At 68.9% G+C, this 22,077-nt stretch carries 20 protein-coding genes and 1 pseudogene; 9 read left to right on the top strand and 12 right to left on the bottom strand.

Going from position 1 to position 22,077, the window contains the following annotated elements:
- The first annotated feature begins 5 nt into the window (after positions 1–5).
- The gene (locus E6C64_RS07505; protein WP_136427000.1) at positions 6–809 is read left to right on the top strand and encodes an alpha/beta fold hydrolase; all 804 of its coding nucleotides are present in this window, start codon (positions 6–8) and stop codon (positions 807–809) included.
- Positions 810–831: 22 nt separating this feature from the next.
- The gene (locus E6C64_RS07500; RefSeq protein WP_136426999.1) at positions 832–2,406 is read left to right on the top strand and encodes an ABC transporter substrate-binding protein; all 1,575 of its coding nucleotides are present in this window, start codon (positions 832–834) and stop codon (positions 2,404–2,406) included.
- A gap of 194 nt (positions 2,407–2,600) precedes the next feature.
- Here E6C64_RS07500 and E6C64_RS07495 read toward each other — a convergent pair whose 3' ends face one another.
- Together E6C64_RS07495 and E6C64_RS07490 are read right to left on the bottom strand one after the other, a co-directional pair.
- Positions 2,601–3,968 (bottom strand): ferredoxin reductase family protein, encoded by a 1,368-nt coding sequence (locus tag E6C64_RS07495; RefSeq protein ID WP_136426998.1) that lies wholly within the window; start codon positions 3,966–3,968, stop codon positions 2,601–2,603.
- A complete protein-coding gene (locus E6C64_RS07490; protein ID WP_136426997.1) occupies positions 3,965–4,354 on the bottom strand; it encodes a hypothetical protein in 390 nt (129 codons plus the stop codon). Before E6C64_RS07490 ends, E6C64_RS07495 begins: the two co-directional genes overlap by 4 nt.
- 214 nt (positions 4,355–4,568) lie before the next feature.
- On the opposite strand from E6C64_RS07490, the gene E6C64_RS07485 reads away from it, so the two are divergent.
- On the top strand, positions 4,569–5,372 hold the full coding sequence (locus E6C64_RS07485; protein ID WP_136426996.1) for a COG4705 family protein: 804 nt from the start codon (positions 4,569–4,571) through the stop codon (positions 5,370–5,372).
- The gene (locus E6C64_RS07480; protein ID WP_136426995.1) at positions 5,372–6,007 is read left to right on the top strand and encodes a DedA family protein; all 636 of its coding nucleotides are present in this window, start codon (positions 5,372–5,374) and stop codon (positions 6,005–6,007) included. The genes E6C64_RS07485 and E6C64_RS07480 overlap by 1 nt, the downstream gene beginning before the upstream one ends.
- A gap of 96 nt (positions 6,008–6,103) precedes the next feature.
- Here the strand turns inward: E6C64_RS07480 and E6C64_RS07475 are convergent, their stop codons facing one another.
- Positions 6,104–7,591 carry an MFS transporter gene (locus tag E6C64_RS07475; RefSeq protein WP_136426994.1) on the bottom strand — a complete coding sequence of 496 codons (1,488 nt, stop codon included), beginning with the start codon at positions 7,589–7,591 and terminating at the stop codon, positions 6,104–6,106.
- Between the two features lie 293 nt (positions 7,592–7,884).
- Positions 7,885–8,238 (bottom strand): VOC family protein, encoded by a 354-nt coding sequence (locus E6C64_RS07470; RefSeq protein ID WP_136426993.1) that lies wholly within the window; start codon positions 8,236–8,238, stop codon positions 7,885–7,887.
- An 87-nt stretch (positions 8,239–8,325) separates the two neighbouring features.
- Here E6C64_RS07470 and E6C64_RS07465 point away from each other — a divergent pair, with 87 nt between their 5' ends.
- Both E6C64_RS07465 and E6C64_RS07460 read left to right on the top strand, forming a co-directional pair.
- Positions 8,326–8,757 (top strand): DUF1579 family protein, encoded by a 432-nt coding sequence (locus tag E6C64_RS07465; RefSeq protein ID WP_136426992.1) that lies wholly within the window; start codon positions 8,326–8,328, stop codon positions 8,755–8,757.
- A 114-nt stretch (positions 8,758–8,871) separates the two neighbouring features.
- On the top strand, positions 8,872–9,204 hold the full coding sequence (locus E6C64_RS07460) for a DUF3140 domain-containing protein (RefSeq protein ID WP_136426991.1): 333 nt from the start codon (positions 8,872–8,874) through the stop codon (positions 9,202–9,204).
- A gap of 26 nt (positions 9,205–9,230) precedes the next feature.
- Here E6C64_RS07460 and E6C64_RS07455 read toward each other — a convergent pair whose 3' ends face one another.
- Positions 9,231–10,124: a sigma-70 family RNA polymerase sigma factor gene (locus tag E6C64_RS07455; RefSeq protein WP_136426990.1), complete on the bottom strand. Its 894-nt coding sequence runs from the start codon at positions 10,122–10,124 to the stop codon at positions 9,231–9,233.
- 100 nt (positions 10,125–10,224) lie between these two features.
- On the opposite strand from E6C64_RS07455, the pseudogene E6C64_RS19405 reads away from it, so the two are divergent.
- A pseudogene (locus E6C64_RS19405) lies at positions 10,225–10,656 on the top strand (SDR family oxidoreductase); the annotation flags it as partial.
- Between the two features lie 415 nt (positions 10,657–11,071).
- Here E6C64_RS19405 and E6C64_RS19400 read toward each other — a convergent pair.
- The 6 genes from E6C64_RS19400 to E6C64_RS07425 all read right to left on the bottom strand — a co-directional run bounded on the left by E6C64_RS19400 (position 11,072) and on the right by E6C64_RS07425 (position 18,406).
- Entirely contained in the window at positions 11,072–11,767 is a 696-nt protein-coding gene (locus tag E6C64_RS19400; protein WP_158437775.1) for a signal peptidase I, read from the bottom strand.
- Positions 11,764–12,522, bottom strand: a complete 759-nt coding sequence (locus tag E6C64_RS18920; protein WP_158437774.1) for a hypothetical protein — start codon at positions 12,520–12,522, stop codon at positions 11,764–11,766. Before E6C64_RS18920 ends, E6C64_RS19400 begins: the two co-directional genes overlap by 4 nt.
- Positions 12,519–14,717, bottom strand: a complete 2,199-nt coding sequence (locus tag E6C64_RS07440) for an RICIN domain-containing protein (protein ID WP_158437773.1) — start codon at positions 14,715–14,717, stop codon at positions 12,519–12,521. Before E6C64_RS07440 ends, E6C64_RS18920 begins: the two co-directional genes overlap by 4 nt.
- Before the next feature lie 128 nt (positions 14,718–14,845).
- Positions 14,846–15,367 carry an alternate-type signal peptide domain-containing protein gene (locus tag E6C64_RS07435; protein ID WP_136426987.1) on the bottom strand — a complete coding sequence of 174 codons (522 nt, stop codon included), beginning with the start codon at positions 15,365–15,367 and terminating at the stop codon, positions 14,846–14,848.
- Positions 15,368–15,654: 287 nt separating this feature from the next.
- Complete coding sequence (locus tag E6C64_RS07430) at positions 15,655–16,986, bottom strand: GAF domain-containing protein (RefSeq protein ID WP_136426986.1); 1,332 nt, start codon at positions 16,984–16,986, stop codon at positions 15,655–15,657.
- Positions 16,987–17,182: 196 nt separating this feature from the next.
- On the bottom strand, positions 17,183–18,406 hold the full coding sequence (locus E6C64_RS07425; protein WP_158437772.1) for a GAF domain-containing protein: 1,224 nt from the start codon (positions 18,404–18,406) through the stop codon (positions 17,183–17,185).
- 265 nt (positions 18,407–18,671) lie between these two features.
- On the opposite strand from E6C64_RS07425, the gene E6C64_RS07420 reads away from it, so the two are divergent.
- Positions 18,672–19,853 (top strand): acyl-CoA dehydrogenase family protein, encoded by a 1,182-nt coding sequence (locus E6C64_RS07420; RefSeq protein WP_199240988.1) that lies wholly within the window; start codon positions 18,672–18,674, stop codon positions 19,851–19,853.
- Between the two features lie 210 nt (positions 19,854–20,063).
- Here the strand turns inward: E6C64_RS07420 and E6C64_RS07415 are convergent, their stop codons facing one another.
- Positions 20,064–20,648: a 1,2-dihydroxy-3-keto-5-methylthiopentene dioxygenase gene (locus E6C64_RS07415; protein WP_136426984.1), complete on the bottom strand. Its 585-nt coding sequence runs from the start codon at positions 20,646–20,648 to the stop codon at positions 20,064–20,066.
- A gap of 333 nt (positions 20,649–20,981) precedes the next feature.
- Between E6C64_RS07415 and E6C64_RS07410 the strand changes: the two genes are divergently transcribed.
- Positions 20,982–22,073: a substrate-binding domain-containing protein gene (locus E6C64_RS07410; RefSeq protein ID WP_199240987.1), complete on the top strand. Its 1,092-nt coding sequence runs from the start codon at positions 20,982–20,984 to the stop codon at positions 22,071–22,073.
- Positions 22,074–22,077 lie beyond the last annotated feature (4 nt).

Raw genomic sequence — 22,077 nt, 5'->3', positions numbered from 1 at the left:
CCGCAATGCCCACCGCCCACGTCAACGGCATCACCCTCAACTACCTGCTCGAAGGCCCGGAAGACGCAGAGACCATCGTGCTCATCAACGGCCTCGCCGATGCGCTCGAGTCGTGGGACTTCCAGGTGCCCGCCTTCCTCGAGGCCGGATATCGCGTGCTGCGGTTCGACAATCGCGGCATCGGCGCCAGCGACAAGCCGGTCGGGCCGTACACATCCCGCATGCTGGCCGACGACGCCAAGGCGCTCGTCGACGAGCTCGGCATCACCGGCTTCCATCTCATGGGCGTCTCGATGGGCGGAATGATCGCCGAGGAGTACGCGATCAACTACGGCACGGATCTCGTCTCGGCGACCTTCGCCTGCACCTACGGCACGCCCGACGCGTTCTGCCTGCAGATGTTCGGCTTCTGGGCCGACCTCGCAACGGTCGTCGATGTGCCGTTCGTGATGCGGGATGTGTCGCTCTGGGCGTTCACCGGCCCGTTCTTCGAGGAGCGTCCCGAGGATGCAGCCGAGTTCGCCGAGGGCATGGCCGCGCTCGACATGACGCTCGAGGCCTATCTGTCCCAGCTGCACGTCATCCAGACCCACGACGCGATGGATCGTCTCTCCGCGATCACGGTCCCCACCTTCGTGCTCGCGGGTGAGGAGGACATCCTCATTCCCGTCCGACTCTCGCGTCGTCTGCACGAAGCCCTGCCGGGATCCGCGTGGGGGACCGTTCCCGGCGGCCACGCCTGCCTGTGGGAGAGCCCCGACCCCTTCAACGCCGCGTTCCTCGATTTCGTCCGCACCTCCTCGCGCTAGACCCCACCAAGAAAGCACTCACATGCACACACAGCACCGATCACGCCGGCTGGCCCGGCTCGGAATACCGCTCGGCGCCGCGGCTCTCGCCGCCGCGCTCCTCCTGTCCGGCTGCAGCTCGTCGGGCACCTCCAGCACCGGTTCAGGAAGCGGCGCCATCGTGGACGGCGGCGACCTGCGCGCCGCACTGAGCGGCGAGCCGGACGTGCTCGATCCGGCCACCTCCTCCATCTACACCGGCGCGCAGGTGTACGAGGGCATCTTCTCCAAGCTCATCGACCTCGACGAGTCGGGCGAGTTCGTGCCCGACCTGGCGACGAAGTGGGAGCAGACCGATCCGACCACGTGGACGTTCACGCTCGTCGACAACGCGACCTTCCACAACGGCGAGAAGTTCACCTCCGCCGATGTGGTCTACACGTTCGACCGCATCCTCAACCCCGATACGGCCAGCGCGTACGCCGGCCTGTACGAGCAGATCGACTCGGTCGAGGCCGTCGACGACACCACCGTCGTGTTCCACCTCAAGGCGCCCTTCGGTCCGTTCCTCACCAACCTCGCCACGAACGGCGAGATCGTGAACCAGAAGGCGATCGAGAGCACTGACCCCGCCCGCGAGCCGGTCGGCACGGGACCGTTCATCTTCGTCGAATGGGTGCAGGGCGACCACATCACCGTCAAGAAGAACCCGGACTACTTCAAGGCCGACAAGCCGCACCTCGACACCATCACGTTCAGCTTCCTCGCCAACGACCAGAGCCGCATCGACGCCCTGTCCGCCGGCGAGATCGACTGGTCGGATGCCGTGCCGCTGCAGCAGGTCAGCACACTGAGCAAGGACTCGCGGTTCACCTACGTCACGAGCGCGACAGCCGGAATCCCCGACTTCCTCGCACTCAACACGACGGTCGCGCCGTTCGACGACCCGCTGGTCCGCCAGGCAGTCGCTCTCGCGATCAGCCGGGACGACATCAAGGACGTCGCCTACCTCGGCACGGGTGAGGACGGGCTCGAAGAGGTCCCGACCGGATCCAGCTGGTACGACGACAGCAACATCTTCGGCGCCGAGACGGACGTCGACAAGGCGAAGGACCTGCTCGCCCAGGCCGGATACCCGGACGGACTGAGCGTCGAGTACCTGGGCCTCTCGGACTATCCGGAGCTGCTGAAGACCGGACAGGTCATCCGCGACGAGCTGAAGGCGATCGGCATCGACATGACGATCAACGCGGTCGACGTCTCCGCCTGGTACGACGACTACAGCTCGCTCAACTATCAGATGACGAGCGCCTATCAGGAGCGGACCATCGATCCGGACAACTTCTACTCTCTGGTCATCAAGTCCGGTGGCCCGATCAACACGACCGGGTACTCCAACCCCGACGTGGATGCGCTCATCGACCAGGCGGCCGCCAGCGATGACGTGGATGCGCGGATGGATCTGTACACCCAGATCCGCGGCATCGTCTCAGAGGATGCACCTCTGGTGTTCACACACTACGAGACCATCAACTACCTCATGAACAAGAACGTGACGGGATCGGTCATCACTCCCACCCTGAGCCTGCACATGGAGGACATCGGCTTCACGAGCTAGTTGCCCGATCGACAAGGGCCGCCGCATCCCGCTCGATGCGGCGGCCTGCTCGTCCGAGTCGGCCAAGTGCGCACGGCAGTGCGCCGACCAGCTGAACGGCTGGAATGGAGACGTGCTCGCCCCATCGACGTCGCGACCGTGTGACCGGATTCATGTCCCGGGGTGCACGAGCCCAGGAGTCTTCGATGTCCGCGCTAGAACGCGAACTCCTCCTGATGCACCCGACTGGCGCTCACCCCGGCCTCTCGAAGCCCAGCACGAGCGGCTTCCGAGAATCGTGGCGAGGCGCACATGTAGACGTCCCGATCGGCCAGGTCCGGCACCCATCCCGCGAGGTTGCGGCCCGACATGGCGTTCGCCGGATCGGCCGACGGACCGAGCACGTAGATGAGGTGCGCTCCCCGATGGATCGCGATCTCCTCGAGCTCGTCTCGGAAGATGATCTCGGCCTCATTCGAAGCGCGATAGAGCAGCGTCAGCTGGTCGCCGTCGATATCGAGGCTCTCGAACAGGGCCCTCATCGGGGTGATGCCCACCCCGCCGGCGATGAGGAGCACTCCCGAGCCGGTGCGGCGATGCTCGGTCATCGCGCCGTAGGGGCCTTCGGCGAAGACCCGGGTGCCTACCTTCATGGTCTGAATGGCGCGGGTGCTCTCGCCGACCGCTTTCACGGTCAGGCGGAGGTGATGCTCGCTGGGCGGCGCTGACAGGGAGAACGGGTTGGCCGCCCGCCAGCCCGTCCGGGTCAGGAAGCGCCATCGGAAGAACTGTCCGGATTCCGCTTGGAGCTCCGGCAGATGGCGACCCCGGATGACGATGCTGGTGACCCCGTCCGCCTCGGTGACGACCCGTTCCACTCGCATGCGGTGGCGCAGGAACTGCAGCAGCGGCTCCAGCACCCGGTAGCGGAGGAGGAGGCCGAAGCTGATGGTGTAGAGCAGGCTCCAGAACACCTGGAAGACGGGGATGCCCGCGAGGTCCGGGCCGGCGAGCTCGTGGGGGAAGGACAGCCCGATCGCCACGTAGGTCGCGAGGTGGATCAGATGCCAGTTCTCGTAGCCGAGCTTGCGGCGAGCGGCGCGCATCGAGGCGTAGCCGATTCCCAGCAGCATCACTGATGCCACCGTCGCGGCGCCGATCCACGGCAAGCCGATCACCTCGACCATCGCGCTCAGGGCGTCCAGGCCCCGCAGCTGCATCCAGCCGATCGTGGCAGCGATCCCGTGGATGAGGATGAGCGCGATCACCAGGCGACCGCCCCAACCGTGCCACCGTGCCATGCGGTCCGCGCCGACGCCGCGCTCGAGCGCCGGAACCCGTGACATGAGAGCGACCATGACGACGACGCCGTAGCCGGCGAGCAGGCCCGCGAGGTGGGCGATGAGCGGAATGTCGAGCCTCATCGGCGTCGGAGCGCCGATGAAGCCCAGCGCCGCGGCGGTGGCGGCCCCCGTGCCGATCAGCGTCAGCAGGGCGCCGGGCGACATCCGCCGTCCGGGCCGTGCCGACGCGGCGGCGGATCGTCCGTCGCGCACTGCGCTGCGACCGTCGAAGGCGCTCACCGTCCGCCACCGCCGTGATGGCGGTCGCCTCGATCGTCGGCGAGCTGCATCCGTCCGTCGTCGTCATCGCGTCCGGGTGCCTGAGTCGTTGCCGACCCATCCGTCGTCGCCTGATCGGCGGCCTCGGGAATCGCTGCGTCGGCGGCCGCGCCGCCCGCTGCGCCCGCGACGGGGGCTGACGCGTCGACAGCGGTGGAGGCGACGGGAGAGACGAGCGGCCCCGTCATCCCGAGATACAGCCCGAAGGCCAGGGCGCTGCCGGCGACGGCGACGGAGATCCCGCTGCGCAGGGTTCGCCACCATCCGGACGCCGCCGCCTGCGGCTCGTAGCCCGTCGCCTCGCGATGGCGCGCCGCGGTGGTGCGCTCCCTCTGGTCCGTCTGCATGCAGCTCGTCTCCTCGTCACTCCGTCCGCCGGCTCGCCTTCGAGGTCACAGACCTTCCGGGCAAGACTCGCGGCCGAAGCCGACAGGATCCGTTCAAGAGGCTAGGAGCCAGACAAGAAGCCGGTCTCTTTGCATGACGCGCCCCTCCAGCCCTGCCAGGTTCGAAGCGCGCCCTGCGGCCGTTCGTCAGCCGGGGGCGGGCACACTGGGACCGATGCCTGCGTCCACCTCATCCGGCGAGTCCACGCTCCGGTCGGACCTCCTCAGCAAGGTCACTCAGATCACGGCGCTGTTCTGGGTGATCAAGGTGCTCACCACGGGCATGGGCGAGGCGGCATCCGACTACCTCGTCGTCAGCTTCGAGCCGGTTCTCGTGGTCCTCATCACCGCGGCCCTCTTCGCGGCAGCCCTGGTCCTGCAGCTGCGCGCCCCTCGATATGTGGCGTGGAAGTACTGGCTGGTGGTGGCGATGGTGGGAATCTTCGGGACGATGATCGCCGATGTCGCGCATGTCGTCGCAGGAGTCCCGTATTTCGCATCCACCGCGTTCTTCGCCGTCCTGGTCGGGGCGATCCTCACCGCCTGGAAGCGGGTGGAGGGCACCATCTCGATCCACTCGATCACCTCCCGCCGCCGTGAGCTGTTCTACTGGGCGACGGTCATCGCCGCCTTCGCGCTGGGCACGGCGCTCGGCGACTGGACGGCGCACAGCCTCCAGCTCGGGTACCTGGGATCGGGCGTGCTGTTCGCCGTCGTCATCGCCCTGCCCGGCGTCGCGCACCGGCTGCGACTGCTCGGCGCCGTCGCAGCGTTCTGGGCGTCGTACATCGTCACCCGCCCACTCGGTGCCTCGTTCGCGGACTGGATCGGCGTCGATCACGGCCGCGGCGGCCTCGGCGTCGGCTCGGGAGCCGTCGCCCTCATCGCTGCGGCGATCACCGTCGTCCTCGTCGCCGTCGTCAGCGCGCGGCGCGAAACGACCCAGATGACCACCACAGACCTTCCAGGAGCAGCCTGATGATCCGAGGCATTCTCGATCCGCAGAGCATCATCGAATCCAGTGGCCCGTGGGGACTGCTCGTGGTCTGCGCCATCATCTTCGTCGAGACGGGTCTGCTGATCGGTTTCGTGCTGCCCGGGGACACCCTGCTCTTCTTCACCGGGGTGCTCACCTTCTCCGGCGTGCTGGATGTGCCGCTGCCCGTGGTGATCGGCGCGGTCATCGTCTCGGCCGTCCTCGGCGATCAGCTCGGGTACCTCATCGGCCATCGAGCCGGCCCGGCAGTCTTCGAGCGGAAGCAGGCCGGGCTCATCAGCAAGGCGAGCCTCGAGCGGACCAACGCCTTCTTCGCGAAGTACGGCGCGCGCACCGTGACCATCGCCCGGTTCGTCCCCGTGGTGCGCACGATCGCGCCCGTGGCAGCAGGCGCCGCCCGGATGCACTACCGCCGCTTCCTCATCTACAACATCGTCGGCGGAGCCGCCTGGACGCTGCTGATCATCGTGGCCGGATACTTCCTCGGCCAGATACCGGGAGTTGCGGACTTCGTGTCGAGCTACATCGACATCATCCTCATCGGCATCGTCGTGCTGTCCGTCGGCTCGCTGGCCATCAACCTGTTGCGGCAGAGGCGCAAGCGCTCCACCAGCTGACCGGCTGCCGCGAGGCGCAGGAAAGCCCGGAAGTCCTCCACGACTTCCGGGCTTTCCCGCGTCCGACCACTGGGCCGGTGTGTGATCAGTGCTGGGTCAGTGCGCGGCCGCCAGGGTGTCGTCCTCGATGCCGAGCAGGCGCGCCTGCTCGCGCCTCTTGCTGAGCGACGGGCCCACGATCGCGCCCAGGATGGCCAGTACGCCGACGCCCGCGCAGACCCAGAAGCCGATGGTGAACGCGTCATCCAGCGGCAGGCCCTGCGGGGTGCTGTGCGAGGTGATCAGGGCGGCGATCACGGCGGTGCCGACGCTGCTGCCGATGCTCCGCGCGATGGTGTTGGCGCTGATCGCCTCGCCGGTCTGCGTGGCCGGCACGCTCTCGATGATCGCATTCGACGTCGAGGCCAGGGCGAGGCCGATGCCCGCGCCGGTGAGGATGCCGGACAGCACGACCTGCCAGATCTCCCCGTGTCCGATCGCCGGGATGATGAACGCGGCGGTGACGGCGATTCCGCCGATCAGCATGGGCGGCTTGGGGCCGACCCGGCGGACGACGATGCCCGTCACCGGTCCGAGGACGATCATGGCGAGCACGGTCGGCAGCAGGAAGAGGCCGGCCTTCGAGACATCGAAGCCGAAGCCGTAGCCGAGCTGGGTGGGCAGCTGCAGCAGCGTCGGGACGAGCACGAACGTGCCGAACATCGCGAATCCGAACACCAGCGCCACGACATGAGCGGTCCAGACGCCGCGGATGCGGAACAGGCGCATGTCGATCAGCGGCTCCTTGACCCGCAGCTCCACCATGACGAAGACGGCGAGGCCGACGGCGGCGAGCGCGAGCAGTCCGATGGTCGCGAAGGATCCCCAGCCCCAGGTCTCGCCCTCGCTGACCGCGAGCAGGAGTGCAACGAGGGAGATGCTGAGGATGCCGGTGCCGAGGAAGTCGAGGTGGCCGGGCTTGCGGACCGGGGACTCCGGCATCCCGAAGATCACGCCGATCAGGGCGATGACGATGAGGACCAGCGGAAGCCAGAACAGCCAGTGCCAGCTGAGGCTCTCGACGATCGGACCGGCCGCGACGATGCCGACGCCGGCGCCGATGCCGAAGATGGCCGAGAGGAGGCCGATGGTCACGCTGACCCGCTCGCGCGGCAGCTCGTCGCGGACGATGCCGATGGACAGTGGCATCACCGCGCCGGCGGCGCCCTGCAGGGCTCGGGCGATGATCAGCACGCCGAGATTGGGTGCAAGGGCGGCGAGCACCGTGCCGACGAGCAGCAGGGACAGCACGACGATCAGGATCCGCCGCTTGCCGACCATGTCGCCGAGTCGGCCGAGGATCGGGGTCAGCACCGAGGCGGACAGCAGGTATGCGGTGAGGATCCAGCTGGCGTCGGTGGTCGAGGCGTCGAGGTCGTTCCCGATGGTCGCCAGCGCCGGAGCGACAAGGGACTGGAGCACGGCGAAGGACAGGCCTCCGAGCGCCAGATAGATGATGATCAGCGTGCTGTTGGCACGTGGCCGTCCGTTGGAGTGCCCGACGGGCTCCGTGTGGAGCGCCTTCTCGGCGATTGCTTCGGTCATCGCAGTCCTTCTGTCATGCGAGCGCGGCTCGCGTCCTGATGCGAGGATCGGCGGCCGATGGCGATCCATTCCTTCGCCGCGGCGCGCACGGGTGCGCACGGGGCGGAGGTCCTCTCCAGCCGCGCGTTGATGCGGTCGACTGAAGATCCGCGATGGACGTCCCGTTCCAACGGACTAGTCGATCGCTCGGCTATTCTTGCATCCACCGCAAAGTTACACAAATGCAAACATCGGCGGGTCGCTGAAGTGTCTGCAGCGCGAGGCGCGAAGCCGCCAACCGTGTTTCGACCGGCTCAGTCGAAGACGGTGACGAAGCCGATCTGCGTCCCGTGCAGGTCGGTCAGGTCGAAGTACGCCACGACGCCCTCGACCTCGGTCAATGGGGTGACCGTCAAGCCGAGCGCGCTCATCCGCCCGTGCTCGCCGGCCACGTCCTCGATTGTGAAGTAGGGCGTGACCCGGCCCTCTTCCGGCAGGGCGGGGACCGCGATGAACTGCAGCCAGCTTCCGCCGCCCAGGTCCAGCTCGACCACTCCGGGGGCGGGCTCGATCGCGGGATCCTCGATCGCGAGCGCCCGGCGGTACCACTCGACCGCCTCTTTCAGATCCTGCACACCGATGCTCACGGTGACCCCTGTGACCTTCATCCCCGCACTTTAGCGGCAGAGAAGGAATCGCCCTTGGGCGGCCGCGACGTTCGCCTGGGCTTCAGGTTGCGGGCGCACGATCTGTCCATGACAGACGACGAGGTCTTCGAACACCACCGCGCACTGGCGCCGTTCCTCGGTGAATGGCATGCGGAGGGTACCTCCTACGCTCCCGACGGCACCGCCTCGCCCTGGAAGAGCATCCACTCCGCACGCTGGCACGTCGGCGAGTTCTTCGTGCTGCAGGATGAGCGCGCCAACGGCCCCTTCCACACCATGAGCTTTCTCGGCTGGGATCCCGACCGCGGCGGCTACTTCTCCTGGAGCGTCGAGAACCACGGGTTCGCCCACCAGTACTCCCTGGCGAAGGACGGGCTGACCTGGACCTTCACCGGCGAGAACGAGCGCGCCACCGTGACCTTCAGCGCCCATGGCCATCAGCAGACCCACCACTGGGAGCACCGGCCAGAGGGGGAGTGGGTCACCCTGTGCGAGAGGGTCGCCACCCGCGTCGAGTGAGCGGACCGATCTTCAGCGTCGGCGGTTGAAGCGCGAGGTGCTGAGGATCTGTCGTTACTGCAGAGTGCCCGCGAACCGCTTTCCGCCTGGTTCGAGCGATTGCAGAATGGTCGGATGACCGAGAGCGACGAGCAGAAGAGCATCCGCGCCGACTTCCACGAGGCGGTCAACATGACCGCGTCGGCACTCGAGAAGTGGCTCGACACGGACGAGTCCAAGGAGGTCGGCCAGAAGGACGGCGGCGAGTCCGTCGGTCACGCATCGGGCCGGCACATCATCAGCATCCTCGGCAAGAAGGTCGCGGATCTCACCGATGACGACTACGCGCACATGAAGAAGGTCAGCGGATACGTCTCGCGGCACTCGGCCCAGCGCCCGTCGGGTGACATCACCGAGACCCGGTGGCGCTACTCGCTGATGAACTGGGGCAACGACCCCAAGAAGTGAGCGGCGGCCCGTGGAGGAGTCGGCGTTCAACCCGGCCACTCGCGAAGCACATCCGCCAGGCGGTCCGGATCGGCCAGCACGTCGATGGTGCCGATCCGCCCGCCTGAGACCCCGAACGCCATGATCGAGAGCGGCCGGCCGTCGCGGGCGACCACGACGCCTGCTGCGCCGTTGACCAGAGCGGGCGTCGCGAATGGCGACAACGGGCCGAACATGAGTGCCTGCGACGCCACTGTGGAACCGCCTCGGATGGTCATCGTCATCGCAGTCCGGCTCGCGCCGCCGTCGGATCGGAGCACGACGTCGGGATGGAGGATCTGAAGCACAGCGCGGAAGTCTCCCGCACGGGCGGCGCGGAAGAACGCGTCGACCGCTTCCCGCTGGCGGCCGAGATCCGGATCGGCGGCGGGAGCTCCACCGTGCACGCGACGGCGAGCACGGCTCGCGAGCTGTCGGACGGCGGCGGGACTGCGCTCGAGCAGAACCGCGATCTCCTCGAACGGCACGGCGAACATGTCGTGCAGCACGAATGCGATGCGCTCGGACGGAGTCAGGGTCTCGAGCACGACGAGCATGGCGAGACCGACGCTGTCGGCGAGCACCGCCTCGCGCTCGGGATCCCCGCCCATTGGCGACTCCGGCCACGGCTGCACCGATGGGTCGGGCACGAACAGCTCGATCGAGGACTCCCGGCGGGCCGTGCGGGCGCGGAGCTGGTTGAGCGCGACGCGAGCGGTGACGGTCGTGAGCCACGCCCCCAGGTCTTCGACACCGCTGCGGTCGTCCCGGTTGAGTCGCAGCCAGGTGTCCTGGACCGCGTCGTCGGCATCCCCGGACGATCCGAGGATGCGATAGGCGATGGCGCGCAGCCGTGGTCGGTGCAGCTCGAATGCGGCGGTCAGGTCGCCGGTGTGGTCCATGTCGTCACATTCTCTCCGCGGGCGGGGTCATACCTCTAGGACCCCGTCCGTCGCGCGAATGTGACGAGTCGATCCCGAGCCGCTGAGGAGAGCACTGGCCATGACCCGATCCACCCCGCTTCTGATCACCGGCGGCACAGGCAACCTCGGCCGCCGGGTCGCAGGGCTCCTGATCGCCGACGGACATCCCGTGAGGATCACCGCCCGCACGCCGGCAGGGACGGGTCTGAGCGGCGCGGACTTCCTGCCCGCCGATCTGTCGTCCGGCGCGGGGCTGCCCGAAGCGATCGCCGGCGTGCGAACCGTCATCCATTGCGCGGGCAGCGGAAAGGGAGACGGGCTCAAGGCGCGGACGCTGGTGACGGCCGCCCTCCGAGCAGGCGTCGGGCACATCGTGTTCATCTCGGTCGTGGGCGCCGACCGGATCCCCGTGCGGTCCGCGATCGATCGCGGGATGTTCGGCTACTACGAGCAGAAGCGCGCGGCGGAGGTCGCTATCGCAGAGTCGGGCATCCCGCACAGCACCCTGCGAGCCACCCAGTTCCACGAGCTGACCCTGCTGGCGGTGGGCGCGATGGCGGCGCTGCCCATCGTCCCCGTGCCCGCCGGCTGGCGCTTCCAGCCGATTGACGCCGATGTGGTGGCGCGTCGCCTGGCGGAGCTGGCACTCGGCGCACCCGCAGGGCTCGTCACGGAGGTCGGCGGCCGGCGGGCCTACGGGATGGAGGAGCTGGTGCGCGGATATCTCGCCGCCCTGGTCGTCGACGTCCGCTGCTGCGGGTCGGCACTCCCGGAACCGCGTCGAAGGCGTTCAGCGCCGGAGCCAATCTCACCGATCATGCGACAGATCAGGGGCTCAGCTGGGAGGACTTCCTCGCCTCCGCTGCCGTGGGTCCGCGAGCACGGTGACGCGCTGACGGGCCGATGTCGTCCGCATCAGATGCGCTTCACGCCCGCAGGATCGCGATCGGTCGTGTGGTCGTCGTCGCCGCCGCAACGGGCGTGGGCGCGGGGGTCGCCGGAGCCCCTGGCGTCTCGGGGACAACCGCAGCCGGGTCCCGCCTGGCTTCGGCCTGGAGGCGGATGCGACGTCGGCGCGCGGTGAGCAGGCCGAGGGTGACCTGGACGAACGCGTAGCCGACCAGGCCGACTCCGATGAGCGGCGCGAGCCACTGCCGGCCGCCGCCCGAGATGGCGGTGGCCAGGTATCCGACGAACGGGACGCTGTACCACGTGGTGCCGCGCACCTGTCCCTCGGTCACCGGCTCGACGTCGGCAATGTCGTTGGCGTCGCCCTTGGTCATGAACGCGAAGCTGCCGTCCGAGACGGATCGCACCTCCACGACCCGGTGCGACACGACCTCGTCGCTCCCGGAACGGATCTGGTAGGTGAGGACGTCGCCGAGCCGGATGTCGGCGGCCTCGGTCGGCCGGACGATGAGCAGGGTGCCGGGTGGCAGCGTCGGCTGCATGGATCCGGTGAGCACGGTCAGCGGTGTCGACCCGGTCGCGAAGGGCACGACGACGGTCGCCAGTCCGAGCCCGACGACGAGGGCGAGCACTCCCCAGCTGATGCCCAGTCCGATCGCCGCCACGGAGCCGCGGAACGGCAGTCGGGATTCGCGGCGATGCCGGCCGCTCACCGTCGCGCCGCCGACTTCGGTCGGACTCGACGCGATCCGACCATCAGTGCGACACCGCCGACGATCCCCACCACCGCCGTGCCTGCGGCGAGCGCCTGCATCGGGCCGCTCGACGAGCCGGTGGCAGCGAGCCCCGCGGGGCCGACGAAGGGGAACGACTGGCGGGCAGCGGGTGTCGGACATGCGCTGATGGATGCCGCTCCCGCCTCGCGGAGCAGCACATGCAGTTGGACGGTCGCGATGCTGCCGTGGTGCTCGCCCGCGGCGTCGACGAGTTCCAGCGCGAGGCCGAGGGGAAGGCTCTCGCCGGGCTCCATCACGATGCCGGCCGTGACCGGGGCGCAATTCTCCGCCGCCGTGAGGGCGATCGCGGACGCGGTGGACCCTGAGACCACGGAGAGTCGGAGCTGGTCGAGGAAGCCGGCGGACGCACTCGACGCGTCGACCGCGTCGATCTCGAGGATCGCAGAGGAGGACGAGTCGTTGCGCACGTAGAGGGTGCGGTTCTGCGGGGTTCCCGGCACGAGCAGTGATCCATCGAAGAGGCCGGCGGGCAGGCTGCGCGACCAGGTGATGCCATCGGTGCTCACCATCACGGATCCCGGTGTCGAGGAGCTGGTCGTGACACCGGCGGCGGCCCCGGGAGCGGAGGTGATGAGCAGTCCGGTCAGCACCGCGGTGGACAGCACGGCGAGCAGGGCGCCGACGGACCGGCGCCGTCGTACTGTCGGGTCGGCCGCGGCCGCCCGGGTCACGGCGCGACCACCAGGGTGAAGCGCTGCGACGTGCTCGTCGCGCTGCAGGTGGACTGCTGGATCTTGGCGCCCTCGGCGATGGACTGCCCCACGACGTCGAGGCACAGCCCGACCTGCCGGCCGACGAACTGGAAGCTGCCGTCGCTCTGCCTGGTCGGGAGCCACTGCTGGTTCGCTCCGCCGGTGTAGCCCCAGAGCTGGACGAGGGCTCCCGCCGCGGTCGAGTTGTCGGTGACGTCCCAGCCGACGCCGCTCGCGGTGCGGATGAGCATCTTGTGATAGCCGTTCGTGGTGGCGATCAGCTGGAAGTTCTGGTTGGTCGCGGTCGCGCAGGCGGTCTGCTCGAGCTGGGTGCCGTTGGCCGTCGCCGGGCCGCGGAGGCACAGACCGCTGCCCACGTTCTTGATCTGGTACCACTGGGTCGTGTCGAAGCCGAGGGTGCTGACGCTGCGCGATGGCGACGGCGTCGTCAGCCCGCTGCCGTCCTTCGCGGCCGCGTCCTGGCCTCGGATGTAGTAGCTGTACGTCGTATTGAGTGCCAGCCCCGTGTCGGTGTAGGTGGTGCCCGTGGTCTGGGCGACGAGCACGCCGTCGCGGTACACGTTGTAGCCGGACATGGTGGCGCCGCCGGGCGGCGCCGTCCAGCTGATCGTCGTCGCGGTGCCGGTCGTGCCGCTGAACGTCGGAGCGCCGGGGCTCGTCGCCGCCGTCGGGTCGACGATCGAGACGGGGGAGCTCCAGGTGCCGGTGTAGCCGGAGTTGTCGGTGACCGTGAGGGTGACGGTGTAGATCGCGCTGCCGAGGGGGTATGTGTGCGAGGGGGTGATGCCCGTGCCGGTCGTGCCGTCCCCGAAGTTCCATGCGTAGGCGACGACGGTGCCGTCGGTATCGAGGGAGCCGGAGGCGTCAAACGCGGCGGTCAGGCCCGACGGGGTCGCAGCGAACGAGGAGTAGGGCCTTCCGGATCCCACCGCGTAGTGCCACTGGATCCGCGAGCTGGGCAGGGCCGAGAGGTAGACGGCAGGCTCATCGATCAGCCCGCTCAGCGAGGAGTCGCCGGACCAGCTGCTGTCCATGCCGATGTGCCAGTAGCCGGTGTTCGACTCCGCCGTCGTGGTGTCGGTGCGGCTGGCCACCTGGACGCCGTCGACGTAGAGCGTCAGGCCGGAGGACCCCATCGAGCCCGCGGCGTGGTGCCAGGTGCCATCGTTGTAGCTGCCGGTCGTCTGCAGCGTCTTGGACGAGCCGTTGTAGACGCCGAAGTTCAGCCGGCCTGCAGCGTCGAGGTAGAGGTGTCGGTCGTAGTTCGTCGAGAGGCCGGTCTTCGACGAGCCGAACCCGATGATCTTGCCGCCGTTGCTGTCGGTGGTCTTGAACCAGGCCTCGACGGTGAAGGTGTTCGGCGCCGCCTCGGAGGTCTGCGCGATCACGGAGCCCGTCGTGTCGCCGGAGAAGCTGGACGACGGCGCCGTGCTGCCGAGCAGCGCACCCGCGCTGTTCCGGGTCACGCCGGCGCCCGCGATCGCATGATCGGTGCCGATGGCGTCGTAGACGTTGACGCCGGTCGTCTCGTTCATCGGCCAGTAGTGCACGGGCGAATCCGCGACGACCGCCTTCGTGTAGGCGGGGCTCGCAGCGGCGCTGTCGAGGGTCGCCGTCGCGGTCGCGCTCGAGGTCCACTGCGTCCCGGGGAGGGTGCCGTTGACGGTCAGCGTCGCGCTCAGCGATCCGGTGATCGAGAGGGCGGCGCTGCTGGCCGTGGTGCGGATGCAGTACGAGACGGAGGCGCCGGAGGCGAGGGATCCCGAGAATCCGGGCACGGTGGTCCACTTCCCGGTGAAGCCGGTGCTCGGTGTGGCGCTGGCCGCGCAGGACGAGGTCGATGCGGTCGACCAGATCGTGACGGCCAGTGCGTCGTCGAGCACGCTGGAGTATCCGGCCGACACCGCGGACGCCGCCGACCAGCTCACGGTCTGCGTGCCGGTGCTGGTGATCGTCAGGTAGCCGGTGTCGGTCATCCCGCCGGGCGCGAAGCGATGCGTGAGGTTCGACCAGCCGGAGATCGTGGCCTGGATGCTTCCGGCCGAGATGGTGGATGCGCCGATCGTGGCGCCGCTCAGCCAGCTGGCGGATGTCGATCCGGTGACCGCGAGGCCGATGCCGAGCACTCCGACGAGCGCGGCAGACCAGAGCACCCTCAATCCGCGTCCGGGCGCGACTCGACGGTGGCGCGCGCTGCGCCACCATGGCCCCTGAGGGCCGGCAAGCCGTCGAGTCATCGTTCCCGCTCCTCCGGCGGCGCGGACCGCGCCGCCGTCGGCGATCAGTTCTGGGTGAGGGTGAAGGTGAGGCTGCTGAGGTTGATGGTGCCCAGCTGTCCGGCGGTCGCCGTCGACGGGAACGTCAGGGTGACCGTGGCGAGGACCGTCGCGTCGGTCGCCGATGAGGTGACGGTGATCGTGCTGCCCGAGACGGTCACGTTGCTGCTCGCCGAGGTGACGGCGAGACTCGGCGTGATCAGGGTGTTGAGGCTGTTCGTGCCCGTCGCTGTGAGGCTGGAGACGGTGAGGTTGGCGCTCAGCCCATCGCCGACCGCGGTCACCTTCAGCGTCTGCGTGTAGGTGAGCGTCTTGCCCGGGATGATCTTGTAGGTGGCCGGCGTGATCGTCGTGCTGCCGTCCTTCCACACGCCGTCGGTATTGGCCACGAGTGCGAGGTTGCCGGCAGTGATGGTCCCGGCGCTCACGCTCGCGGTCGAGTTCCAGAGCGCGAAGGTTCCGGCGCCGCCCGTGAGGAGGGCGATTCCGATGACGCCCGCGATGCTGCCTTTGACGATCCTGTTCACTGCTGTCCTGCCGGTCGAGTCGAAGTCGAAGCGGGCACGACTTTCCGCGCTGCGATGTGCGCAGCGCGTTCGGCACGACTCATGGGAGCGTCCCGTCTGTACCCCGATGACGACCATGGCAGGTCGTCCAAAAGGGGGACCGCAGCGCCACTCCCCCCAGTCCGGGGCACGACGACGAGCGCCGCACCGGATGGTGGGGCGCTGAATGGTGCTCGGGTCTGATCGCGCTCGTCAGGTGGCGGCCGTCACCGGGTCACCTTCTGCGGCGCGGAGGAGAGGACGTCTGGTCAGCGGGCGGGCTGCTCCGGTGCGGTCGATCGGCCTGTCGGCACGGGCGGGATGCGTGTTCGCGGGGGAGCGGGCGGCGGTGCGGACGTCTGGCGCTCGGCGATCTGGGCGGCGTTCCACTGATTCCAGAGCTCCTGCTGCACGAGCAGGGCGAGGTCCCGCAGGGCGCTGCGATCGCTTCCGCTGAATCGGCGCGGCTGGGGATCGGTCACGCAGAGCGCGCCGATCCGCTGCCCGTCCGGCGACTCGATCGGGTAGCCGGCGTAGAAGCCGACGCGACCGGCGCGCACGATCGGGTTCTGGGCGAACTCCCAATCCAGCGAGGCGTTCGGCACCACGAGGCCGTTCGGATCCTTGATGGTCACGGCGCAGAACGATTCCGCGCGCGTGGAGGAGTGCACATCGGGGCCAGCCTTCGCATGCACCCACTGCTGGTCGTGGTCGATGAGATTGATGGCGGCGGCCTCGGTGCCGAAGGCGATCTGGGTCATCTGCACGATCCGCTGCAGGTTGGACGTCGGCTCGCTGCCGACGAGCTCCAGCTGATCGAGGGCATTCTGGCGGGCGTCCTCCGGCCGCTGCATTCGCCGGTGCTCGCGGGCGGAGCCGAGTTCCGCGGGTCGATCCCTCCCGCTCACATGGCCTCCTGCGTCGCTGCCGGAAAGCACGCCCGCCAGGCGGCCCGCCATCAGCGCGGCCCAAGTCTGGTACATCTCCGGTGCCGTGTGCCGCCGCTTCGGAAGGCGCTCGCCGGGCAGCGCCAGGAACTGGGTGCGCTCGTGGGTCGACGCCAGGGTCTCGGAGATCCGGTTGAAGTGCTGTGCTCGACGGTCGGCCAGATCGCCCCACCATGCGTTGTAGACGGTGATCGACCGGATGGGCTGGATGCCCGCCACCAGGATCTGCGCGCTCCGGCTCATCCTCGAGGCGAGCGAGCACAGCAGGGCGTCCATGTGGTGCTTCCAGTGCGCCGGGTCCGTGAAGCCGAGCGCGTCGGCCACCCCGAGGGTCACGATCACGGCGTCGTAGCCGGCCAGGTCGAGCCGGCCGAGCTCGGCGATGCTGTCTCGGATGGTGATCCGCTCGCCCGCGAGCAGGTCGACGTCGGACCCGCGGCCGGTGCGCCTGGTGAGCTCGCGTGCGAGATGTCCCGGGAGCGCCAGGTCGTTCGTGCGCACGCCCCAACCCGACGCAGGGCCGCTGCCGAAGACGAGGATGCGGTCGGGATCGAGTCCTGTCGCGTGACCGGCGGGCGCGTCGTCAGGACGCGGGATCTCCGCAAGTCGCTTCTCGATCGACGGCGTGAGAAGCCGCATCATGGGCGCCAACACGATGGCGTCCTCCTTCTGGACCGAAGCCCGTATATGCCATATACCTGCTCTTGTTTATGTCATGGATCCGCGGATCGCCTCGACGACGCACCGAGCGGAACGATGACGATAGCTCGGTTTCCGTTCGGGCCATCGACGGTGAGCGATCGTCTGCTCAGCCCGCAAGGGTTTCGCGCTCCTCGCAATACCGGTGCGATCAGCCCGCGCTCACCGCGTCCGGGGCGCCGCTCCAGATCTCCTCCTGCGCCAGCATGGCGAGGTCGCGGAGGATGGAGCGCTCGCGAAGGCTGAATGCGCGTGGCCGGGTGTCGAAGACGCACAGTGCGCCTATCCGGTAGCCGTTCGGAGACTCGATCGGGTAGCCGGCATAGGAGCAGATCGCGCCGCCCATCACATCCGGATTGCGGAAGAAGCGTCGGTCGACTCGGGCATCCGGCACCACCATCTCGGCGGCGCCGGTGATCGTGACGGAGCAGAACGACCGGGATCGCTCGATGACCTCGCGCTCGCCGCCGTCGCGCACGTGGTGCCACTGCCGGTTGTGGTCGACCAGGGTGAGGGCCGCCGACTGGGTCCCGAACGCCACCCGGGCCGCCCGGACGATCTGCTGCAGCCCGTCCGCCGGCTCCGTGCCGACGATGCCGAGCTCGAGCAGGGCGCGCTGCCGCGGCAGCTCGGGCTGGGGCTGATTCCGATGGTCGCGCGCCAACGAGCTGCTCGCGCTGCGCCGCCCGTACGGCGCCAGGCTCGGCAGCACCTGTCCGGCGATCAACGACGCCCACGCGCGGAATCGCTCTGGTGCCACCTCGTCGGCAGGGGATGATGCATCGGTCGGCAGGGCGAGATAGGCGGTGCGCTGGGACTGGATCGCGACCTCGCGGGTGATCCGCTCGAAGGCCTCCGCTCGGTGGGCCGCGACGTCGCCCCACCAGCTGTTGTAGGCCCGGATCGACCGGATCGAGGGGATGCTCGCGATGACGATCTGGGTCGAGGGCGTCGTGCGGGCCTCGAGCGTCTCGATCAGCTCGATCATCGACGCGTGCCAGAGAGCGGGATCGGTCAGCCGCACCGCGTCGCGCACTCCGATGCTCACCACGATCGCGTCGTAGCCCGCCAGGTCCCGGCCCTCCAGATGGAGCACGGAGCTCTCCGCGTCGATGTCCTCGTCCGCCCGGATGTCGATGTCGACGCCGCGATGCGTGGTGTGGGCGACAGCCCGGGCAAGCATCCCGGGCAGGGCGAGTCGATGATGGGACGCTCCCCATCCGGTGGCGGGACCCGAGCCGTAGAGCAGGATGCGGTCGGGGTCGAGACCGCGGGCGTGGACCTGTGGAGGGCCCTCCGGCCGCTGCACGTTCTGGAGCTTCCGCTCGGCGCGGGCCGACCATGAGCGCATCAGTGGGCGGAGCATCGTGTCCATGGGCCGGCTCTCCGCATCGCTCGGCGACGCACCAGGGGAGGGTTGCAGGAGTGGTATCTGTGTGCAGGCTACGCGTAGGTATGGGGGCGCAACAGGGGGCGTCGGCGTGGCGTTCGCAGAATGGCTCGAGCACGTTTGGGGTGCCCCGCCTCCGGCGGGTTTCGAGCTGGGCGTCGTTCGTCGCGGTGACGAGCCGGCCCGGAGGAGTCGGCGAGTGTCTCCGCATGACAGCTCACGGGGTCGGCGGCCGATAGTCTTCCGTACCGTGATCAGGTCAGAAGCCGAGGCGGCCGCCGCCGCCGAGTCCCTCGCCGCCCGCTTCCGGGAGGATGCCGCGGCCCGTGATGCGGCGAACGCCAATCCCGACGCCGAGGTCGCCGCCATCCGTGAGGCGGGGCTGCTCGCCATCCACATCCCGATCGAGCTCGGCGGTGCAGGACTCGACTGGCCGACGGTGATGCGGGTGATCCGGCCGATCCTCCGCGCCGACGCGTCGATCGGGCATGTGCTCGCCTATCACTACGTGCACTCGTGGCGTTCGCTGCTCAACGACCAGGACGCACGAGCGCGTGCGCTGCTCGCCGACACCGTCACGCACCAGTGGTTCTGGGGCGGAGCAGGCAACCCGCGCGACGAGGGACTGGTCCTGACCCCCGACGGCGACGGATACCGGGTGTCCGGCCGGAAGTTCTTCGCGACGGGCTCGTCCGTCGCCGATCGGATCACCGCCAGCGGAGCTGTCGCCGGCACGGAGGACAAGCTGGCGATCGTCATCGACGGTCGCGCGACGGGGGTGACCCACCACCTCGACTGGAGCAGCATCGGCCAGCGTCTGTCCGCGAGCGGGTCGGTCTCGTTCGACGACGTCTTCGTCCCGGCCGAGCACGTGCTCGGTCCGTCGGATCAGGATGGCGAGGGGTACCGTCCCTACGCCTCACTGTCGATCCTGTTCTTCCAGCTGCTGCTCTCCCACCTGCATGTCGGGATCGCCGAAGGCGCGCTCGACGAGGCGATCTACTACCTGAAGACGGCGACCCGGCCCTGGGCGACCTCGGGGGTGAGCAGCGCGGTCGAGGATCCCTACCTGCTGGAGATCGCCGGCGAGCTGATCGCGCAGACCCGCGCCTCGGATGCACTGGTCGAGCGGGCGACGGATCGGGCCGCCGCCGCCGTCGCGCGAGGCTGGGCGCTGACCGACGACGAGCGCGGCGAGCTGGCCGTCGAGATCACCGCCGCGAAGGTTGCCTCGACCCGGATGGTGCTCGATGTCACCACGAAGGCGTTCGAGCTGACGGGCGCGCGTGCCACGTCCACCCGCCTCGGCTTCGACCGCTTCTGGCGCAATGCCCGCACGATCACCCTGCACGATCCCGTCGTCTACAAGGCGCGGGAGCTGGGGGAGTGGGCCCTGCAGGGTCGCCACGCCACCCCGAGCCGCTACAGCTGACCGCGGTACGTCAAATTCAGGCCCGGCGGGAGTTCTCAGGAGCCCCAGTCGTTGGAGGACATGAGAACTCCCGGACGGCCTGAGATCTGCTGCGGGGTGTTCGGGCGAGCCGACCCGCGGCCCGCCCCTCAACGCACGAACTGCCCAGTTCTGCCGCCTGAAACGCGTTTCAAGCGGCAGAACTGGGCAGTTCGATGAAGAGGGGCCGGATCAGGCCAGGGCGAGGCGGCGGTCGGCGAGCTCGTCGTAGCTTGCGAAGCCCTCGGCGATGGTCGAGCCGGTGAAGTGGCCGACCCATCCGTCGTCGTCGTGGAAGAAGCGGACCGAGACGTACTCGGGGTTGGTGCCCATGTCGAACCAGTGCGTGGTGTTCGCGGGCACGGAGATCACATCGCCCGCCTCGCAGAACACCGCGTGCACCTTGCCGAGCGCCCGAAGGTAGAAGACTCCGCTGCCCTTGGCGAAGAAGCGGTCCTCGTCGTCGTCGTGCTGATGCTCCGAGAGGAACTTGTTGCGCGACACGGTGACCTGCTCCTGCCACTCGGGGCCCTCGCCGCGCTTGAGCTCGATGACGTCGACGAGCGTGTAGCCCTCCGACTCGAGCACGCCGTCGATCTCGGAGCGGTAGAGGGCGAGCACGTCGTCCTGGCCGGCCCCCTCGGGGATCTCCTTGAGGTCCCAGCGGAGGAAGCGCGCGCCGAGTCCGGCGAGCGTCTCGCGGATCTTCTCGGCATCGGTCGTCTCGAGCACCACGGTGCCCGGATCCGTCTCGTCCCACACGGTGAGGAGGGTCATGTTCGTCCGTTCATCTCGCCGCGCTGCGGCTCGGGTGCCCGGCCGCGAAGAGTGCGGCAGGCGGGGTGTGCCTCATATTCTGCCCCGCCGGCTACGACTCGGGAAAACGGATGACGGCACAAGTCATGCGCTGGGCCACGATCCCGTAACAGTGCGTCACCTGATTCGTGGGTGCGGGGCCGTCCCTGATTGACTCCACAGCGTCGACGGGCCGCCCTGCGCGCACGGCGGCAGCACCGCTCCTGCACGCACCAGAACCGCAGCGCAGCCCACCAGCACCGCATCCCGCAGCATCGGATGCGCACCGCAGCGCTCCATGAAAGAGGCCTCCGCATGTCACGCCGCCCCCTGATCATCCTCGCCGCCGCAACGGCGAGCATCCTCGCGCTCGCCGGCTGCTCGCAGTCCTCCGGCACCACCGACGCGACCACCGCGCCCTCCAGCGCCGCGACCGCCAGTGCCGCGCTTCCGGCTCCGTTCGACGGCGACCCCGTCGAGATCGCCCTGGTCCGCCAGAGCGGCGCCGGCGACTACTTCACCCAGTGGGGTGCAGGAGCTGCAGCGCAGGCCGCCGCCGCGAACATCAAGCTCACGGTCACCGACGCGCAGGACGACAACGCCAAGCAGGCCTCGGACCTCGAGCAGGCCATCGCCAGCAAGCCCGCGGCGATCATCGTCGACCACGGACTCACCGACACCATCGAGCCGCTCGTGCACCAGGCCGTCGACGCCGGCATCCCCGTCATCGTCTACGACCTCGCGCTGAACGACCCGACGGGGGTCATCACCACCTCGCAGTCCGATGAGTCGATGGCGCAGGGCGTGCTCGACCAGCTCATCGAGGATGTCGGAAAGGGCGCCAAGGTCGGCTACGTCTCGGCCACCGGCTACGCCGCGCTCGACCGCCGCGCCAAGGTCTGGGACGAGGTCGTGGCCGACAACGACCTCGATGTCGTCTTCTCCACCGGAACGGTCAGCGCCTCCACCGCATCCGACAACCAGCCGCTCGTCTCCGCCGCCCTCAAGCAGCACCCCGACGTGCAGGCGATCTTCGCCCCCTACGACGAGATCACCAAGGGCACCGTGCTCGCGGTGAACGAGAACGACCTCGCCGGCAGCGTCAAGGTCTACGGCATCGACATCTCCAACGCCGACATCGAGGTCATCACCGCCGACGGCAGCCCCTGGGTCACCACGTCGGCGACCGACCCCGCCGCGGTGGGCGCAGCCGTCGTCCGCTCGATCGCCCTCTCCCTCGCAGGTGAATCGACCGAGACCGACGTACAGTTCCCCGCAGTGACCATCACCCAGCAGTTCCTGGCCGACAAGAGCATCACCAACGTCGCCGACCTCCGCACCGCCGAGCCCAGCCTGCTGCTCGACGATGTCGAGACGGCCGATTGGCTGCCCGCCGTCTCGCAGTGACGAT

The sequence above is a fragment of the Naasia lichenicola genome, assembly GCF_004801885.1.
GTDB classification, from domain to species: domain Bacteria; phylum Actinomycetota; class Actinomycetes; order Actinomycetales; family Microbacteriaceae; genus Naasia; species Naasia lichenicola.
The sequence above is the reverse complement of the archived record's forward strand: the minus strand, read 5'-3'. Positions and strand labels throughout refer to the sequence as shown.

What these genes read in the sequence shown, in the direction of transcription:
- E6C64_RS07505 (WP_136427000.1), top strand. Translation starts at nt 6, where the DNA reads ATGCCCACCGCCCACGTCAACGGCATCACCCTCAACTACCTGCTCGAA.
- E6C64_RS07480 (WP_136426995.1), top strand. Translation starts at nt 5,372, where the DNA reads ATGATCCGAGGCATTCTCGATCCGCAGAGCATCATCGAATCCAGTGGC.
- E6C64_RS07490 (WP_136426997.1), bottom strand. Translation starts at nt 4,354, where the DNA reads ATGCAGACGGACCAGAGGGAGCGCACCACCGCGGCGCGCCATCGCGAG.
- E6C64_RS07500 (WP_136426999.1), top strand. Translation starts at nt 832, where the DNA reads ATGCACACACAGCACCGATCACGCCGGCTGGCCCGGCTCGGAATACCG.
- E6C64_RS07455 (WP_136426990.1), bottom strand. Translation starts at nt 10,124, where the DNA reads ATGGACCACACCGGCGACCTGACCGCCGCATTCGAGCTGCACCGACCA.
- E6C64_RS07425 (WP_158437772.1), bottom strand. Translation starts at nt 18,406, where the DNA reads ATGGACACGATGCTCCGCCCACTGATGCGCTCATGGTCGGCCCGCGCC.
- E6C64_RS07460 (WP_136426991.1), top strand. Translation starts at nt 8,872, where the DNA reads ATGACCGAGAGCGACGAGCAGAAGAGCATCCGCGCCGACTTCCACGAG.
- E6C64_RS07415 (WP_136426984.1), bottom strand. Translation starts at nt 20,648, where the DNA reads ATGACCCTCCTCACCGTGTGGGACGAGACGGATCCGGGCACCGTGGTG.
- E6C64_RS07410 (WP_199240987.1), top strand. Translation starts at nt 20,982, where the DNA reads ATGTCACGCCGCCCCCTGATCATCCTCGCCGCCGCAACGGCGAGCATC.
- E6C64_RS07470 (WP_136426993.1), bottom strand. Translation starts at nt 8,238, where the DNA reads ATGAAGGTCACAGGGGTCACCGTGAGCATCGGTGTGCAGGATCTGAAA.
- E6C64_RS07485 (WP_136426996.1), top strand. Translation starts at nt 4,569, where the DNA reads ATGCCTGCGTCCACCTCATCCGGCGAGTCCACGCTCCGGTCGGACCTC.
- E6C64_RS07475 (WP_136426994.1), bottom strand. Translation starts at nt 7,591, where the DNA reads ATGACCGAAGCAATCGCCGAGAAGGCGCTCCACACGGAGCCCGTCGGG.
- E6C64_RS07465 (WP_136426992.1), top strand. Translation starts at nt 8,326, where the DNA reads ATGACAGACGACGAGGTCTTCGAACACCACCGCGCACTGGCGCCGTTC.